The organism is Teichococcus vastitatis (genome assembly GCF_003604215.1).
Lineage (GTDB): Bacteria > Pseudomonadota > Alphaproteobacteria > Acetobacterales > Acetobacteraceae > Pseudoroseomonas > Pseudoroseomonas vastitatis.
In genome coordinates this window covers 1-15,999 of the sequence record NZ_QXGS01000025.1, presented here as the reverse complement: position 1 = coordinate 15,999, position 15,999 = coordinate 1, and the positions used below count along the sequence as shown (strand labels likewise).

15 protein-coding genes and 1 riboswitch are annotated in these 15,999 nt (G+C 72.9%); of the genes, 8 read left to right on the top strand and 7 right to left on the bottom strand.

The features are described 5' to 3' along the window. The first annotated feature begins 16 nt into the window (after positions 1–16). Positions 17–769 carry a cobalt-precorrin-6A reductase gene (locus tag D2K64_RS18250; protein WP_120009847.1) on the top strand — a complete coding sequence of 251 codons (753 nt, stop codon included), beginning with the start codon at positions 17–19 and terminating at the stop codon, positions 767–769. Here D2K64_RS18250 and cobJ read toward each other — a convergent pair. The 7 genes from cobJ to D2K64_RS18215 are packed head-to-tail and all read right to left on the bottom strand — an operon-like array spanning position 739 to position 8,783. Further along, positions 739–1,482: a precorrin-3B C(17)-methyltransferase gene (cobJ, locus tag D2K64_RS18245; RefSeq protein ID WP_120009823.1), complete on the bottom strand. Its 744-nt coding sequence runs from the start codon at positions 1,480–1,482 to the stop codon at positions 739–741. The two genes, D2K64_RS18250 and cobJ, sit on opposite strands and share 31 nt — an antisense overlap. Next, on the bottom strand, positions 1,479–2,204 hold the full coding sequence (locus tag D2K64_RS18240) for a precorrin-2 C(20)-methyltransferase (RefSeq protein ID WP_120009822.1): 726 nt from the start codon (positions 2,202–2,204) through the stop codon (positions 1,479–1,481). The genes cobJ and D2K64_RS18240 overlap by 4 nt, the downstream gene beginning before the upstream one ends. Then, positions 2,204–2,830 (bottom strand): precorrin-8X methylmutase, encoded by a 627-nt coding sequence (locus D2K64_RS18235; protein ID WP_120009821.1) that lies wholly within the window; start codon positions 2,828–2,830, stop codon positions 2,204–2,206. The genes D2K64_RS18240 and D2K64_RS18235 overlap by 1 nt, the downstream gene beginning before the upstream one ends. After that, on the bottom strand, positions 2,827–3,984 hold the full coding sequence (cobG, locus tag D2K64_RS18230) for a precorrin-3B synthase (protein WP_157985925.1): 1,158 nt from the start codon (positions 3,982–3,984) through the stop codon (positions 2,827–2,829). The genes D2K64_RS18235 and cobG overlap by 4 nt, the downstream gene beginning before the upstream one ends. After that, complete coding sequence (cobN, locus tag D2K64_RS18225) at positions 3,981–7,295, bottom strand: cobaltochelatase subunit CobN (protein WP_120009819.1); 3,315 nt, start codon at positions 7,293–7,295, stop codon at positions 3,981–3,983. The genes cobG and cobN overlap by 4 nt, the downstream gene beginning before the upstream one ends. A gap of 43 nt (positions 7,296–7,338) precedes the next feature. Further along, entirely contained in the window at positions 7,339–8,373 is a 1,035-nt protein-coding gene (gene cobW / locus D2K64_RS18220; RefSeq protein ID WP_120009818.1) for a cobalamin biosynthesis protein CobW, read from the bottom strand. Continuing rightward, complete coding sequence (locus tag D2K64_RS18215; protein ID WP_120009817.1) at positions 8,370–8,783, bottom strand: DUF1636 family protein; 414 nt, start codon at positions 8,781–8,783, stop codon at positions 8,370–8,372. The genes cobW and D2K64_RS18215 overlap by 4 nt, the downstream gene beginning before the upstream one ends. A 151-nt stretch (positions 8,784–8,934) precedes the next feature. After that, positions 8,935–9,153, bottom strand: a riboswitch (cobalamin riboswitch). Positions 9,154–9,576: 423 nt separating this feature from the next. On the opposite strand from D2K64_RS18215, the gene proV reads away from it, so the two are divergent. From proV to D2K64_RS18180, 7 genes are all read left to right on the top strand, one after another. Continuing rightward, positions 9,577–10,824 carry a glycine betaine/L-proline ABC transporter ATP-binding protein ProV gene (gene proV / locus D2K64_RS18210; RefSeq protein WP_120009816.1) on the top strand — a complete coding sequence of 416 codons (1,248 nt, stop codon included), beginning with the start codon at positions 9,577–9,579 and terminating at the stop codon, positions 10,822–10,824. Between the two features lie 12 nt (positions 10,825–10,836). Further along, complete coding sequence (locus D2K64_RS18205; protein WP_120009815.1) at positions 10,837–11,751, top strand: ABC transporter permease; 915 nt, start codon at positions 10,837–10,839, stop codon at positions 11,749–11,751. A 96-nt stretch (positions 11,752–11,847) separates the two neighbouring features. Beyond that, a complete protein-coding gene (locus tag D2K64_RS18200; protein ID WP_120009814.1) occupies positions 11,848–12,726 on the top strand; it encodes a glycine betaine ABC transporter substrate-binding protein in 879 nt (292 codons plus the stop codon). A 100-nt stretch (positions 12,727–12,826) separates the two neighbouring features. Beyond that, positions 12,827–13,336, top strand: coding sequence for a bifunctional adenosylcobinamide kinase/adenosylcobinamide-phosphate guanylyltransferase (gene cobU / locus D2K64_RS18195; protein WP_120009813.1), 510 nt, complete (start codon positions 12,827–12,829; stop codon positions 13,334–13,336). After that, on the top strand, positions 13,333–13,953 hold the full coding sequence (cobO, locus tag D2K64_RS18190) for a cob(I)yrinic acid a,c-diamide adenosyltransferase (RefSeq protein WP_120009812.1): 621 nt from the start codon (positions 13,333–13,335) through the stop codon (positions 13,951–13,953). The genes cobU and cobO overlap by 4 nt, the downstream gene beginning before the upstream one ends. A gap of 1 nt (position 13,954) precedes the next feature. Next, on the top strand, positions 13,955–14,287 hold the full coding sequence (locus tag D2K64_RS18185) for an SMR family transporter (RefSeq protein WP_120009811.1): 333 nt from the start codon (positions 13,955–13,957) through the stop codon (positions 14,285–14,287). Positions 14,288–14,301: 14 nt separating this feature from the next. Next, positions 14,302–15,768, top strand: a complete 1,467-nt coding sequence (locus tag D2K64_RS18180; RefSeq protein ID WP_202910734.1) for a cobyric acid synthase — start codon at positions 14,302–14,304, stop codon at positions 15,766–15,768. Positions 15,769–15,999: the final 231 nt, after the last annotated feature.

The window sequence follows — 15,999 nt, the reverse complement described above, 5'->3', positions numbered from 1 at the left end:
GGTATCGCAGGGGATGATGCGGGTTCTGTTGCTGGCGGGAACAACGGAAGGCGCGGTTCTGGCCCGCGCCCTGGCGGAGGATGCGCGGTTCGACGCCACCCTGTCGCTGGCCGGCGCCACCCGGAACCCGCGTCCCTTGCCGCTGCCCACCCGCATCGGCGGCTTTGGCGGCGCGGCCGGACTGGCGGATCACCTGCGCATGGCCCGCGTGGCCGCGCTGCTGGATGCCACCCATCCCTTTGCCCAGCAGATCACCCGCAACGCCGCCGAGGCCGCCGCCCTGGCCGGCGTGCCGCTGCTGCGGATCAACCGCCCGGAATGGCCGGTGCAACCCGGTGACCGCGTGGTGGCCAGCATGGCGGAGGCCGCCGCCGCGCTGGGCAAGGCACCGCGCCGGGTGTTCCTGACCATCGGCCGCAAGGACCTCCTGCCCTTCCGCGACGGGGCGCCGCAGCACCACTACCTGGTCCGCGCCGTGGATCCACCGCCTGCCGAATGGCTGCCGCCGCGCGCCACCGTGCTGGCCGCCACCGGCCCCTTCGCTCCGGAGGCCGAGCGCGCCCTGCTCGCCGCCCATCGGATCGAGGCGCTGGTGAGCAAGAATTCCGGCGGTACCGCCACGGCGGCCAAGCTGGCGGCGGCGCGCGAGATCGGCGCCGCGGTGATCCTGCTGGCGCGGCCAGCCCCGCCGCCGGGGCTGCATACCGTGCCGGATGCCGCGACGGCGCTCCGCTGGCTTCATGCCAGGCTCGCCGAGCGCGGGGTGTAGAGAAACCGCCCCGCCATCCGCGTGGCGGCGCTGCCCACCAGCACCAGGGTGCGCATGTCGGCCAGCGCCGGATCGGCCTCGGCCAGCGGGCGGATCAGGATGCGCTCCTCGGGGCGGGACACGGCGGTGGCGAAGGCGACCGGCGCGCTGCCGGGCAACACCTCGCGCAGGATTCCGAAGGCCTGGCCGAGCTGCCACGGCCGGGCGCGCGAGATCGGGTTGTACAGCGCCATGGCGAAGCCGGCCTCGGCGGCCAGGCGCAGCCGGCGCTCCACCAGCGCCCAGGGCTTCAAATTGTCCGACAGCGAGATGGCGCAGAAATCATGCCCCAGCGGGGCACCCAGCCGGGCGGCCACGGCGAACATGGCGGAGATGCCGGGCAGCACCTGGATGTCCAGCGCGTGCCAGGCGGCCGGGCCGTGCTCCAGCGCCTCGAACACCGCCGCCGCCATGGCGAACACGCCGGGGTCGCCGGAGGACACCACCGCCACCCGCGCACCGCCCTCCGCCAGTTGCAGCGCGTGGCGGGCGCGGTCCAGCTCCTCCCGGTTGTCGGTGGGATGGAGGCGCTGTTCCGGGCGAGCGGCGACGCGGGCGAGGTAGGGGCCGTAGCCGAGGAGGTCGGTGGCTCCGGCCAGCGCCGCCTCCGCTTCCGGCGTGCGCAACGACGCCGCGCCGGGCCCGAGGCCGATGATGCGGAGCGTGCCGCTCATCGTACGCCTCGCCGCCCCGGGATCAGCACCAAGGCGAAATAAGGGGCCGGGGCATTGTCGCGCTCGGCCAGCTTCAGGATGCGCTCGCCCGCCATGCAGCCACGCTCGGCATAGATGGCGCGGTTCGTCAGGCCGAGTTCGTCCAGCACGGCGCGCAGCTTGGGCAGGTTGCGGCCGAGCTTCATCACCACCGCGGCGTCGCAGCGTCCGAGCGCCTCGGCCAGCGCGGCGGCGGGCAGGGTGGCGGGCAGCACGGAAAGAAGGTCGTCGCCATGCACCATCGGTGCCCCGGCGCGCGACCAGCAGCCGGACATGGCGGTGATGCCCGGCGTCACCTCGACGCGGTGCGCGCCGCGCAGCCGGTCAAACAGGTACATGGCCGAGCCGTACAGGAAGGGATCGCCCTCGCACAGCAGCGCCACGTCGCGGCCCTCGCACAGCTCGGCGGCGACCGTGGCGGCGCTGGTGTCGTAGAAGGCGGCCATGGCGTCGGGGTAGCGCGGGTCCTCCACCGGCAGGTCCGTGGTGTAGGGGTATTCGAAGCGCAGTTCCCGCGCCGCCGGGTTCAGGTGCGGCGCGGCGATGCCGAAGGCGTGGCCCGGGCGGCCGCGCTTGGCAAAGCCGGCGAACACCGGCGCCGCGCCCAGGATGCGCGCCGCCCGCAGCGTCACCAGCTCCGGATCGCCCGGCCCGACGCCCAGGATGTGCAGGGTGCCGGCCATTATTCCTGCTCGGAGGCCAGGGCATTGACGGCGGCGACGGCCATGGCGCTGCCGCCGAGCCGGCCCTCGACGATCATCCAGGGCACGCGGTTGTCGGCGGCCAGCGCTTGCTTGCTTTCGGCGGCGCCGACAAAGCCGACCGGCAGGCCGATGATGGCGGCCGGCGGCGGCGCGCCGGCATCCATCAGCTCCAGCAGGTGGAACAGCGCGGTGGGCGCGTTGCCGATGGCCACCACGGCGCCGCGGAGCTTCTCGCCCCAGAAATCCAGCGCGGCGGCGGAGCGGGTGTTGCCGATCGTGCTGGCGTGCCCGGGCACGCGCGGGTCGGCCAGGGTGCAGAGGATCTCGTTGTTGGCCGGCAGCCGGGCGCGGGTGATGCCCTGCGCCACCATCTTCGCGTCGCACAGGATCGGGGCGCCGCGCAGCAGGGCGGCGCGCGCCGCATCGGCGAAGCCGGGGGCGAAGCGGATCTGCTGCGCCACGGGCACCAGCCCGCAGGAATGGATCATGCGCACCGCGATCCGCGCCTCGGCGTCCGAGAAGCGCGCCAGATCGGCCTCGGCGCGGATGATGGCGAAGGATCTGGCGTAAATGGCCGCGCCGTCGCGGATGTAGTCATGGGTCATCGGTTCAGTTCCGCCGCTGCCTCGGCCAGGGAAAGGTCGCGCCGGGCGGGCGTGTCGCCGGCGCGGCCGCCGCGCACCAGGGCGTAGCGTCCTTGAGCCTCGGCCACCAGCACCCGCGCCGCCGGGCCCGGATGGGCGCAGCCTTTGGCGCAGCCCGAGACGTGCAGCAAGCCCGGACCGCGCGGCAGGGCGGCGATGCGGGCGGCATCGGCGCGGCTGTCGGCCAGCCCGCTGGCGCAGCCGGCCGTGCCGGGGCAGGCGCGGATGCCGAGGCGCGGATCGTCGGGGTCGGTGATGAGGCGGCCCATCCCGGCCGCCGGCATGGCCGGATCGGCAAGGCCCGGCAGCAGGATGGCGCGCCAGGGGGTGATGCACAGCACGCCATCGCCCTTCCGCTCGGCCAGGTCAGCCAGGCGGTGCAGGTCTCCGGCGCTCATCTGTCCGAAGGGCAGGCCGAAGCCGGTGGCGCCGGGCAGCAGGCCGACCGGAAGCGGCGCGGGCGGTGCGGGCCGCGGCGGCTCGGCGCGCAGTCCGGCGCGGGCCAGCAAGGCGACAGGCCCGAGCGCCGCCGTCGCCTCGCGAAGGCGGCCGGCACCGGGCACCGCCAGCACCGCGCGGATCAGCGCCGCCACATGGCCAGGCGCCACGCCGCGCGCGGTGGCGCCGGGGATGTGGAGCGTGGCCTCGCCCGCCAACAGGCGCAGGGTGATGTCCGCCGCCACATCGCCCAGCGGCAGCACGCCGCCGGCATCCAGCGCCAGGCCGAACTTGCCCGGCAGCTCCGCCAGCGCCGCATCCGCCAGCATCGCTTCCAGCGCCCCGAGCCAGGCCGCCGCGCCGGGTGCCAGGGTCGAGTCATGGCCCAGCAGCGGCGGGGCGATGATGTTGCGCCGCCGCTCGATCCCGAGATCGCCGCTGGCCAGGCCCGCCGCCCGCATGGCTTCGGCGAAGGGTGCGAGCGCGTCCTCCGCGAAGCCGCGCAGCTGCAGGTTGCCGCGCTGCGTCGCCTCGATCCAGCCGGGCGCGGCACCGGCGATGAGGCGCGCCTGCGCCGCCGTGAGCTGCCCGCGCGGCGGCTTGACCCGGGTCAGCCAGCCATCGCCCGAGCGCATCGGCTCGTGCAGCGAGGGGCACCAGCCGCGCCGCGCGGTCACGGCACGCTGTTCCGGCGCGGGCGCCACAGGCCGCGGTCGCGCGCCTCGACGAAGCGGGCGCGCATGGCATCCAGCGCCGCCGGATTGTGCTCGGACAGGAAGGCTTCCACCGCCGGATCGCCCAGCGTCGCCTCGAACAACAGGTCGAACTGCCGATCGAACCGCGCCGGAACGGTGGCGGCGAAGGCGTGCAGCCCTTCCAGCCCCCGGGCGATGTGCAGCGCGCCCTGCTGGCCGTGCCGCATCATGCCGGCGATCCAGGCCGGGTTGGCGGCGCGGCCGCGCACCACCCGGGCGATCTCCTCCTCCAGCGCGCGGATGCGCGGCGCGTCGGGGCGGCTGGTGTCGGCGTGGTAGAGCGCGGGCGCGGCGCCCAGCGCGGCGGCGGCAGCGCCCAGGCCCCCCTGGTGCGCGGCGAAGTCGGGGCTGTCGAGCAGGTCGGCCTCGGCATGGTCCTGGCCGTGCAGGATGGCGTCGGTGGCGGCGAGGCGGGCGGCCAGCGCCGCGCGCTCCGGCGTGCCGTCCCGGCCGCGGCCATAGGCGGCGGCGGAAGCGTCCAGATAGGCCTCGCCCAACTCGTTCCGGTGCTCCCAGGTGCCGCGCGCGATGCGCTCCTCCAGCCCGGTGCCGTACTGGCCGGGCGCGGCGCCGAAGATGCGCAGCGTGGCGCGGCGCAGCGCCTCGCCCTCCAGCCCGCGCGCGGCGTCGGCCAGGGGATTCCAGCCATTATCCTCGTCCTGCCGGGCGGCGAGGACGCGCACCGCCTCGTCGAACAGCGCGATCTGCGCCGGGAAGGCATCTCGGAACAGGCCGGAAATGCGCAGCGTGACGTCGATCCGCGGCCGGTCCAGCAGCGCGAGCGGCAGGATCTCCACCCCTGTCACGCGGGCCGAGGCGGCGTCCCACAGCGGCTTAGCCCCCATCAGCACCAGGGCCAGCGCCAGGTCCTCGCCCCCGGTGCGCAGCGTGGTGGAGCCCCAAAGGTCGATCACCAGGGCACGCGGCCAGTCGCCATGGTCCTGGCGGTGGCGGCGCAGCAGCTCGGTGGCGGCCTTCTCGGCCAGCACCAGGGCGGAACGGCTCGGCACGCCGCGCGGGTCGATGCTGAACAGGTTGCGCCCGGTGGGCAGCACGTCGGCACGGCCCCGCGTCGGTGCGCCGGCCGGGCCGGGCTGCACGAAGCGGCCGTCCAGCGCCGCCAGCAGCGCCTTCCGCTCGGCGGCCGGGGAGGCATCCAGCCGCGCCGGGTCGGTGCCGGCGGGCAGGGCGGCGAGCAGCGCATCGCGTCGCTCCGGCGATGGCGCGCGGCCGAAGACGTGCAGCCCGTCGCGGATCTGCATCTCCTTCACGTCGCACAGCCAGGCGTCGAGCCGGGCCAGCGCGTCCTCCTCCGGCAGGTCGCGCGGGATGTTGCCCTCGGCCAGCAGGCCGGCGGTGTCGGCCCGGTCCAGGATCTCGCGCCGCAGGATGGCGCCGCGGCGGCGGTCGAGGCCATCGGCGGCGGCGTATTCGTCGATCAGCCGTTCCAGCTCGGCGGCCGCGCCGTGGCTGCCGGCGGCGCGCAGCGGCGGCGTCAGGTGGCCGAGCGTGACCGCGCCGAGGCGGCGCTTGGCATAGGCGGCCTCGCCCGGGTTGTTGACGATGAAGGGATAGATCACCGGCATCCCGCGCAGCAGGGCGGCGGGCGCGCAGGCGGCGGAAGGCGCGGCGGCCTTGCCCGGCAGCCATTCCAGCGTGCCATGCGTGCCGAGATGCACCAGCGCGTGGTGCTCCCGGCGCAGCCAAAGGTGAAAGGCGAGGTAGCCGTGGCGCGGCGGCGTGTCCGGGTCGTGGTAGCCCTCGCGCCGGTCGAGGCGGCTGCCGCGCTCCGGCTGCACCGCCACCGTGACGTGGCCGAGCCGCCGGTGGCGCAGGGCGAAGGCGCCGTTCCGCAGCGACGGGTCCTGTTCCGGCGCGCCCCAGGCGGCGGTGACGGCCTCGCGCAGCACCGCGGGCAGGGTGGCGAACAGGGCGCCGTAGTCCCGCAGGCTCAGGAACGGCGTGGCGGCACCCGTGGTCAGGGCGCGGGCGAGCCCGGCTGCCTCGGGGGTTTCCGTGCCATAGCCGGCATCGCCCAGGTCGCGCAGCAGGGCGGACAGGCTGGCGAAGCTGTCCAGCCCCACCGCGTGCCCGGCCTGGCCGCCCACCGCCGGGTAGTCGGACAGCAGCACGGCGACGCGGCGCCCGGCGCGCGGGGTGCCGGCCAGCCGCGCCCAGCCCAGCGCCCGGTCGGCGGCCAGCGCGATGCCCTCCGCATCCGGCGCCAGCAGGGTTCGCGCATGGTCCAGGCCCGGGATCGGCGGCGCTTCCTGCTTGAAGCCGATGGCGGTGGTGGCGAGGCGCCCGTCCAGCTCCGGCAGCACCAGCTGCATGGCGAGGTCGCTCTGCCCCAGGCCGCGGGTGGAGGCCGCCCAGGCATCGCGCGGGGCGCCGGAGAGCAGCAGCTGCAGCACCGGTGATCCGGCCGCGTCGAGCGGCGAGGCCGTGCCCTGCCGGGCCGAGAAGGCGGTGGCGTTCAGCACCACGACCGGGCGCCATTCGGCCAGGCGCGCGGCCACGAAGCCGGCGCATTCGGCATCCTTCAGGCTGGCGGCGTAAAGGCCGCGAACCTGGAGCCCGCCCCGCCGCAGCGCCGCGGCCAGCGCTTCCAGCGGCGCGATGTCGCCGGCCATCAGATGCGAGCGGTAGAAGGCGATCACGGCCTGCGGCGCATCCTCCTCCTGTCCCAGCGGGTGTTCGCCGCAGGCGGGGCGGCGCAGCGGCGGCGCCGCGTCATCCGGTGCCAGACCGGCGCAATGCGCGGCCAGGCGCAGCGCGGCGCGATGGTTCTCCACCCCGCCCTCATGCAGGCAGGCATCAAGGCGGACCCGCACCGCGTCCGGCACGGTGGAAAGGGCGGCGAGCCGCGCATCCTGCCGCCCATCCCCGGGCAGGATGGCGAGCGGGATGCCCTGCCGCCGGCACAGCGCCGACACCTCCTCGGCGCCGTAGCGCCAGTAATCCAGCCCGCCCAGCAGGCGGATCACGATGCAGCGCGCGCGGCTCAGCACGTCCTCGGCGTACAGATCCACCGACATGGGGTGGCGCAGGCGGGCCAGGCTGGCGAGGCGCAGCGTCGGGCGCGGCTCCGGCAGCGACTGCCAGGCGGCGGCGGCGGCGCCGAGGTCGCTGTCGGTGAAGGACAGCAGCACGAGGTCGGCCGGTGCATGGCCGAGATCCTCGGCCTGCTCCATCTCGTCCAGGGTGCGTGTTTCTTGCCGCAACAGGTGCAACGCGTCTCACCTTTCGCCGGAAGGCCGGGCCTTCGGGACCACGCTACCCCAGGATGGCCCGGGCGATCGCGTCCTGGTTCATGCCCGCCTGGCCGATCACCACCAGGTGCCCGTCCCGGTCATCCGCCCAGGCACGGTCGAAATGCGCGCGGAAGCGCCGGCCCACCCCCTGCACGGCCAGGCGCATCGGCTTGCCCTTCAGCCGCACGAAGCCCTTGATGCGCAGGATGTCATGCGCGGCGGCGACCTCCGGCAGGCGGGCCAGCAGGGCGTCGGCGCTGTCATACTCCGGCAGCACCACCACGAAGCTGTCGAAATCATCGTGCTCGTGCGCGCCATCCTCCGCATCGTGGTGCGAGGGCCGGGCATCGAGGTCGTCCTCGGCGGCGGCGGCGAGGCCGAGCAGCACGGCGGGCTCCAGCGCCCCGTCACGCGCCGGCACCACCTTCACCGCGCGCGGCAGCCGCGCGCCGATCTCGGCCCGCAGCCGCTCCAGCGCCGCCGGGTCCAGCAGGTCGGCCTTGTTCAGCACCACGATGTCGGCGGCGTTGAGCTGGTCCTCGTAGACCTCAGCGAGGGGGTTGTCGTGGTCGAGCGAGGGGTCGGCGGCGCGCTGGGCGGCGACGGCCTCCGGGTCGTCGGCGAAGCGGCCCTCGGCCACCGCAGGACCGTCCACCACCGTCACCACCCCGTCCACCGTGACGCGGGAGCGGATGGCGGGCCAGTTGAACGCCTTGATCAGCGGCTTCGGCAGCGCCAGGCCAGAGGTTTCGATCAGGATGTGCTCGGGCGGGTTCGGGCGGTCGAGCAGGGTTTGCAATGTCGGGATGAAGTCGTCGGCGACGGTGCAGCACAGGCAGCCATTGGACAGCTCGACGATGTTCTCCGCCTCGCAGCCGGGGATGCCGCAATCCTTCAGCGTCTCGCCATCCACGCCGAGGGCGCCGAACTCGTTGACGATGACGGCGATGCGGCGGCCATTGGCATGGCTTATCAGGTGGCGCAGCAGCGTGGTCTTGCCCGCGCCGAGGAAGCCGGTGACGACGGTGGCGGGAACCTTGTCCAGGCTCTGGCTCATGCGGGAAGCTCCGATGGGGGAGGGGGTGCGGACAGAAAGGAGGGCACGCGCCCCAGCACGGCGTGGCGCAGGCTTTCCGGGCGGCGGGAGCGCAGCACCGCGCCGCTGGCACTGGCGGCGTAGGTTTCGGCGTAGCGCAGCAGGTCCGCCGCCATGCCGGCATCGAGATGGCCGAGCAGGTAGCTCCACTTGCCGGGCGCCGCCATCACCGCGGTGCAGCCCTGGTCGCAGGCGGATAGGCAGGCGGCGCCGCGAAGCTCCAGCGGCGGCGCCCCGGCATGGGCGGCCAGGGCGGCGGCCATCGCGTCATGCAAGATCTGGCCGGGCGGGGTTTCGCCCTCGGCCAGGGGGCGCCGGGCACGGCAGGTGGTGCAGACCACGAGGCAGGGCGGGGAGGTATCGGTCGGCATGGCTCGGCAACCCTGATGGCGCGCCGGAGCGGCGCGAGGCGGCAGGATGCCAGAACCGTCCGGCGCTTCCCGGGGAAGCGCAGGCCCGACAGCGACCGGGGATCGATGCCCGGTTCCATCGCCGCCCGCCGGGGCACCCCGCCCGGTGGCACGATCCGATGCGGTGATGGCAGGTCTCCTGGCTCGCGGATCCTGACGCCCCCCGGTCGCCTTCCCAGCGCTCCCGGAGAACCGGGCGGCACCAGTGGCATCGGTCCGGGGTGCTCTCCGCCCACAGTTGCGGGGGCAGCCGCGGCATTGGGGCCAGGCCCCGCACCGCATTCCCTTCTCTCGCCTCCCGACCGGGAGGACCATCACCGCCGCCGTGGTAGGCGGCGCGGTGCAGCGAGTCAAACGCGACCATCCGGAACTGTAACTTTGGGGCCGCGACCGAGTTCTGAATCGTTGGTCCAGAATACATGGACCGACGAACAGGTGGCGACATGTCTATCGGCAACGATGTCATGAGTAATGCCTTCAGAATTCCCATGCCTGTGAGGCAAGGTGATTCTTCCACTCCTGCGGGAAATCGGGCGCGGTTCTGCTTGCCCGGTGGGCGGAATTTTGGCCGGGGTGGACACTGCCCCGTCGATGCTTTAGACGACGCAACCATTCTGGTGCTCCGACGCGATTATGGCTTTTTCACGGCCCGCTTGGCACCCTGCGCCGCCCGGATCCGTCGGGCGGCCGCGACCCGTTTGAACCCCGATGGAGGTGATGCCGCCCGCCCGGCGCGCGGCAGCCTGGAGATCCCATGGACAGCCTGACCCCGCTTCCACAGGACGTGGCCGGCGACGACGCCGCTCCGCCCGTCAAGATCGCGCTCCGCAACGTCTACAAGGTGTTCGGCGACCATTCGGACGACGCCCTGCGGATGGTGCGCGCGGGCCGCGACAAGGCCGACATCCAGGCCGAGACCGGCTGCACCGTCGGCGTCGACGATGCTTCCTTCGAGATCCGCGCCGGCGAGATCTTCGTGATCATGGGCCTGTCCGGCTCCGGCAAATCCACCCTGCTGCGGCTGATCAACCGGCTGATCGAACCCTCCTCCGGCGCCATCCTGATCGATGGCCAGGACATCACCAAGATGTCCCGCCGCGAACTGACGGCGGTGCGACGCTCCACCATGGGCATGGTGTTCCAGTCCTTCGCGCTGCTGCCCAACCGCACCGTGCTGGACAACGCCGCCTTCGGCCTCGAAGTGGCCGGCATGGCGCCGGCCGAGCGCCACGCCAAGGCGCGCGCCGCGCTGGAGGCTGTCGGCCTCGGCGCCTATGTCGACAGCCGGCCGGACCAGCTGTCCGGCGGCATGAAGCAGCGCGTCGGCCTCGCCCGTGCCCTCGCGGGCGAGCCCAGCGTGCTGTTGATGGACGAGGCCTTCTCGGCGCTCGACCCGTTGATCCGCACCGAGATGCAGGACGAGCTGATCCGCCTGCAAGCCGAGCGCAGCCGCACCGTGGTGTTCGTCAGCCATGACCTCGACGAGGCCATGCGCATCGGCGACCGTATCGCCATCATGCAGCATGGCCGGGTGGTGCAGGTCGGCACGCCGGACGAGATCGTGATGAGCCCGGCCAATGACTACGTCCGCTCGTTCTTCCGCAATGTCGATGTGAGCCATGTGTTCCGCGCCGGCGACATCGCGCGCGAAACTCAGGTGACGCTGATCGAGCGCCGCGGCATGGCCATCCCGGCGGCGCTGGAGCGGATGCGCCGGCACGACCGCGACGTCGCCATCGTGGTCGGCCGCGACAAGACGTATCACGGCATGGTCAGCGTCGATTCCCTGGCCGAGGCGGCGCGCCGCGCCGAGCCCGACCCGTATCACCGTGCCCTGTTGCCCGGTGTGGAGCCGATCGCCGCCGCCGACACGCTGTCGGAGGTGATGGGCCGCGTGGCCGAGAGCCCGCACCCGCTGCCGGTGGTAGATGAGGACCGGCGCTATGTGGGCTCGATCAGCAAGACGGCCCTGCTGCAGACGCTCGACCGCAGCGGCAACTGAGGAGACGACCCGATGCAGGATCTGGACCTGGGCATCGGCGAGGGTGCCGATGCCGTGGTGACCTTCGTTCTCGACCATTTCACCCCCGCGCTCGACATCATCGCCGCCGCCATCGGCTTCGTCACCGGCGGCATCCGTGACGCGCTGGTGGCGCTGCCGGCGCCGGCGGCCATCGCCATCATCGTTCTGCTGGCGCTGTGGCGCGTGGGCTGGAAGTTCGCCGTGTTCGCCGTGGCCGCCCTGCTGCTGATCACCGGCATGGGGCTGTGGGAGCGGATGATGGAAACGCTGTCGCTGGTTCTGGCGGCCACTGCCATTGCCATGGTAGTGGGCATCCCGCTCGGCATCGCCATGGCACGGTCCAACGTCGTGCAGGCGGTGGCGCGGCCGGTGCTCGACCTGATGCAGACCATGCCGGCCTTCGTCTACCTGATCCCGGCGGCGATGTTCTTCGGCCTCGGCGCGGTGCCGGGCACCATTGCCACCGTGATCTTCGCCATGCCGCCGGTGGTGCGCCTGACCAATCTCGGCATCCGCCAGGTCCACCATGAGTTCATCGAGGCCGGCGAGGCCTTCGGCTGCACGCCGGTGCAGCTGCTGATGAAGGTGCAGATCCCGAACGCCCTGCCCTCCATCATGGCCGGCGTGAACCAGACGATCATGCTGTCGCTGTCGATGGTGGTGATCGCCTCCATGATCGGCGCCGGCGGCCTGGGCAACACGGTGCTGACCGGCATCCAGCGCCTCGATGTGGGCACCGGATTCGAGGGCGGCCTAGCCGTGGTGGTGCTTGCCGTGCTGCTCGACCGCATCACCCAGAGCTTCAGCGCGCCGCGCCAGGGCTTTCTGCTGAAGCGCCTGTTCGGCGCGGCAGCGGCGCAGAAGAACGAGGCGCCGTCCGGCGCGCTCGTCGCGCCCAAGGCCTGATCCGGAGCCGGCGGGGAACGCGCTTTCCCGCCCCCCTTTCCCACTGCCTGCCTAATGGGCGCGCCGTTGGCCGCGCCCCGATCCAAGGACCCCATCATGATCCAGCTGAACAAGCGCCAGCTTCTTGCCGCCGGTGCCGGGCTCGCCGCCGGCCTCGCCACCGGCGTTCGCCCGGCCCGCGCCCAGAACAAGACCATCAAGCTCGGCTTCGCCCCCTGGGCGGATGCAGAGTTCGTCACCCGCCTCGCCGCCAGGCTGATCGAGGACCGCCTCGACACCAAGGTGCAGCTGGTGCAGACCGACGTGGCGCCGCTGTACCAGGGCCTGACCCGCGGCGACGTGGACGCCATGCTGATGTGCTGGCTGCCGCAGACCCATGCCGATTACTTCAAGCGTGTCGAGGGCAAGGTGGAGCGCCTCGGCACCCTCTACACCGGCGCCAAGCTGGGCTGGGTGGTGCCGGGCTACGTTCCCGAGAGCGATCTGGCTTCCATCGCCGACCTTGCCAAGCCCGCGGTGCGGGAGAAGCTCAACGGCCGCATCCAGGGCATCGAGCCCGGTGCCGGCCTGACCCGCCTGTCGCAGGACGCGCTGAAGACCTACGGCCTCGGCGAGTACAAGCTGCAGGAATCCTCCGAGGCGGCGATGCTGTCCATGGTAAACCGGCAGATGCGCGGCGAGAACTGGATCGTCGCCACGGCCTGGAGCCCGCACTGGATGTTCGGCAAGTACGACCTCCGCTACCTGGCCGATCCCAAGGGCGCGCTGGGCGCCGCCGAGGAGGTGATCGGGCTGGGCCGCCCCGGGCTGAAGCAGGACCATCCGCAGGTCGCCGCCTTCCTGTCGAAGCTGAACCTGCCGCTGAACGAGCTGGAGGCCGGCATGCTGGTGGCGCAGGAGGATGATTCCGACGCCGCGGTGGCGAAGTACATCAAGGAGCAGGAAAGCCGCGTGAACGGCTGGTTCGCCGGCTGATCCCGCGCCGCGTCGCCTGACGCGGGGCCTCGACGGAGGGCCGGGTGCGGCGACGCGCCGGCCTTTCGCGTCGTCCCGCCGTCGGCTAACCCTGGCGGCCATGAGCTTCACCCTGGTTCTCGGCGGCGCGCGCTCCGGCAAATCGCGCCACGCGGAAGCGCTGGTCGCTCGGTATCCTGCTCCCTGGACCTACATCGCCACCGCCGAGGCCTGGGATGACGAGATGCGCGCCCGCATCGCTGAGCACCGTGCCCGGCGCGGCGCGGAATGGATCACGCTGGAGGCCCCGCTGGACCTGCCCGCCATTCTGGCCGGTGCCGGCTCGCGGCCAGTGCTGGTGGATTGCCTGACCTTGTGGCTGACCAACCTGATGCTGGGCGAGCGCGACATCGCCGCCGCGGCGGCGGCGCTGGGGGGCACGCTGGAAACGCGGACCGCCCCCACCGTGCTGGTGGCCAACGAGGTCGGCCTCGGCATCGTGCCGGACAACGCGCTGGCCCGCCGCTTCCGCGATGCCGCCGGGCGGTTGAACCAGGATCTGGCGGCGCGGGCCGCATCGGTGCATTTCATCGCCGCCGGCCTGCCGCTGGTGCTGAAGGGGGAGCCATGACCGAGAACCAGTCCGCGGAGGACGAGGACGCCGCCCGCCACCGCGAGAAGATGGCGAAGCGGAAAGCGGTGCAGGATGCCGAGGTGGCGGAGAAGACGGTGGAGAAGGGCCTGCTGATGGTCCACACCGGCGCCGGCAAGGGAAAGTCCACCGCCGCCTTCGGCTTGGCGCTGCGCATGCTGGGGCGTGGCCGCCGCGTCGGCGTGGTGCAGTTCATCAAGGGCGCCTGGAGCACCGGCGAGCGGGGCGTGCTGGAAGCCTATGCCATGCTGGAATGGCACAGCATGGGCGAGGGCTTCACCTGGGAAACCCAGGACAAGGCGCGCGACATCGCCGCCGCCCGCCGCGCCTGGGAGCAGGCGCGGCGGCTGATGGCCGAGCCTGGCCTCGGCCTGCTGGTGCTGGACGAGCTGTGCATCGCGCTGCGCTACGATTACCTGCCGCTGCCCGAGGTGCTGGACGGGTTGCGCGCCCGCCCGCACGGGCTGCACGTCGTGGTCACCGGGCGCAACGCGCCGCCGGCACTGCTGGAGGCCGCCGACATGGTGACCGAGATGAAGCCGGTGAAGCACCATTTCGCCGCGGGGGTGAAGGCGCAGCAGGGCATCGAGTTCTGAGATGAACGCCTATGCCGCGCTCGCCATCGCCATCGTGGCCGAGGTGATCGCCACCTCCGCCCTGAAGGCTTCGGACGGGTTCTCCCGCGTCTGGCCCTCCGCCGTGGTGGTGGCGGGCTACGGGGTGGCGTTCTTCTTTCTGTCGATCACGCTGCGCACGGTGCCGACCGGCATCGCCTATGCCATCTGGTCCGGCGCGGGCATCGTGCTGATCTCGGCCATCGGCTGGATCTGGTTCCACCATGGGCTGGATGCGCCGGCCATGATCGGCCTCGGGCTGATCGTCGCCGGCGTCGCGGTGGTGAACCTGTTTTCCCGATCGGTGCCGCACTGATCATGGCGGGAAGCATGGCCGGCGCCGCCATCATGTTCCAGGGCACCGGCTCCTCGGTCGGCAAGTCGCTGCTGGTGGCGGGGCTGGCGCGGGCGCTCGCGCGGCGCGGCCTCGCCGTGCGGCCGTTCAAGCCGCAGAACATGTCCAACAACGCCGCCGTCACGGCGGAAGGCGGCGAGATCGGCCGCGCCCAGGCGCTGCAGGCACGGGCCGCCGGCCTCGCCCCCAGCATCCACATGAACCCCGTGCTGCTGAAGCCGCAGAGCGAGACCGGCGCGCAGGTGGTGGTGCAGGGGCGCGTGCATGCCACGGCGCGGGCGCGCGCCTACCAGGCCATGAAGCCCTCCCTGATGCCCTTCGTGCTGGACAGCTTCGCGCAACTGCGCGCCGGCGCCGACATCGTGCTGGTGGAAGGCGCCGGCTCCGCATCTGAGATCAACCTGCGCCAGGGCGACATCGCCAATATGGGCTTCGCCCGTGCCACCGGCACGCCGGTGGTGGTGATCGGTGACATCGACCGCGGCGGCGTGATTGCCGCACTGGTCGGCACCCATGCGGTGCTGGAGCGTGGGGACGCGGCGCTGGTGCGCGGCTTCGTGGTCAACCGCATGCGCGGCGACCCGACGCTGTTCGCCGAGGGCATGGCGCAGATCGGCGCGCGCACCGGCTGGGCGCCGCTCGGCCTGGTGCCGTTCTTCGATGGCGCGTGCCGCCTGCCAGCCGAGGATGCGCAGGATCTCGCCGAGCAGCCGCGCCGCGCCGGTGCGACGTGCCGCATCGCCGTGCCGGTGCTGCCGCGCATCAGCAATTTCGACGACCTCGACCCGCTGGCCGCCGAGCCGGAGGTGGAACTGATCCTGCTGCGCCCGGGCATGGCACTGCCAGGCGATGTGGACCTGGTGCTGATTCCCGGTTCCAAGGCCACGATCGCCGACCTCGGCGCGTTGCGCGCGGAGGGCTGGGACACCGACATCCTGGCGCATCACCGCCGCGGCGGGCGGGTGCTGGGGTTGTGCGGCGGCTATCAGATGCTGGGGCGCAGCCTGTCCGACCCGGACGGGGTGGAAGGCCCATCCGGCCGCACCGAGGGCCTGGGCCTTCTGGCGGTGGACACGGTGCTGGCCGGTGCCAAGCGGCTGGCCGAGGCACGCGGCACCACCCTGGCCGACGGCCTGCCCTTCAGCGGCTACGAGATGCATATCGGCCGCACCACCGGCCCCGATGCGGCGCGGCCGCTGCTGCGCTTCCACGATGGCCGCATCGATGGCGCCGTATCGGCGGATGGCCGGGTGGCCGGCTCCTACGTGCACGGCTTCTTCGCCGACGACGCCCAGCGCGCTGCCTGGCTGGCGCGGCTCGGCGCCCGCGCCGCCGCCGCCCCGCACGAGGCGGCGGTGGAGGCGGCGCTGGACGGGCTGGCGGCGCATCTGGAAGCGCATCTGGATGTGGAGGCGCTGCTGCGGATCGCCTGCGCCGGCTGACGCGGCGGCCCTTCGCTCCCTGGCTTGCCGTCCGCCCCTGCCCGCTATCGCGCGGCCGCCATCACCGGGAAAGCGCCAATGCCATCGTGCCCGGCACGGATGACCCGGTGTGCCACGCCGTGCTCCCGTCGCGCCTCAGGCGAAGGTGATGCCATAGGTGTCCGGCGTTTCGCCACCCAGCGCCGCCGCAGTCTGCAGCTGGTGCTCGGCGCTTTCCGAGAAGCCCAGCAG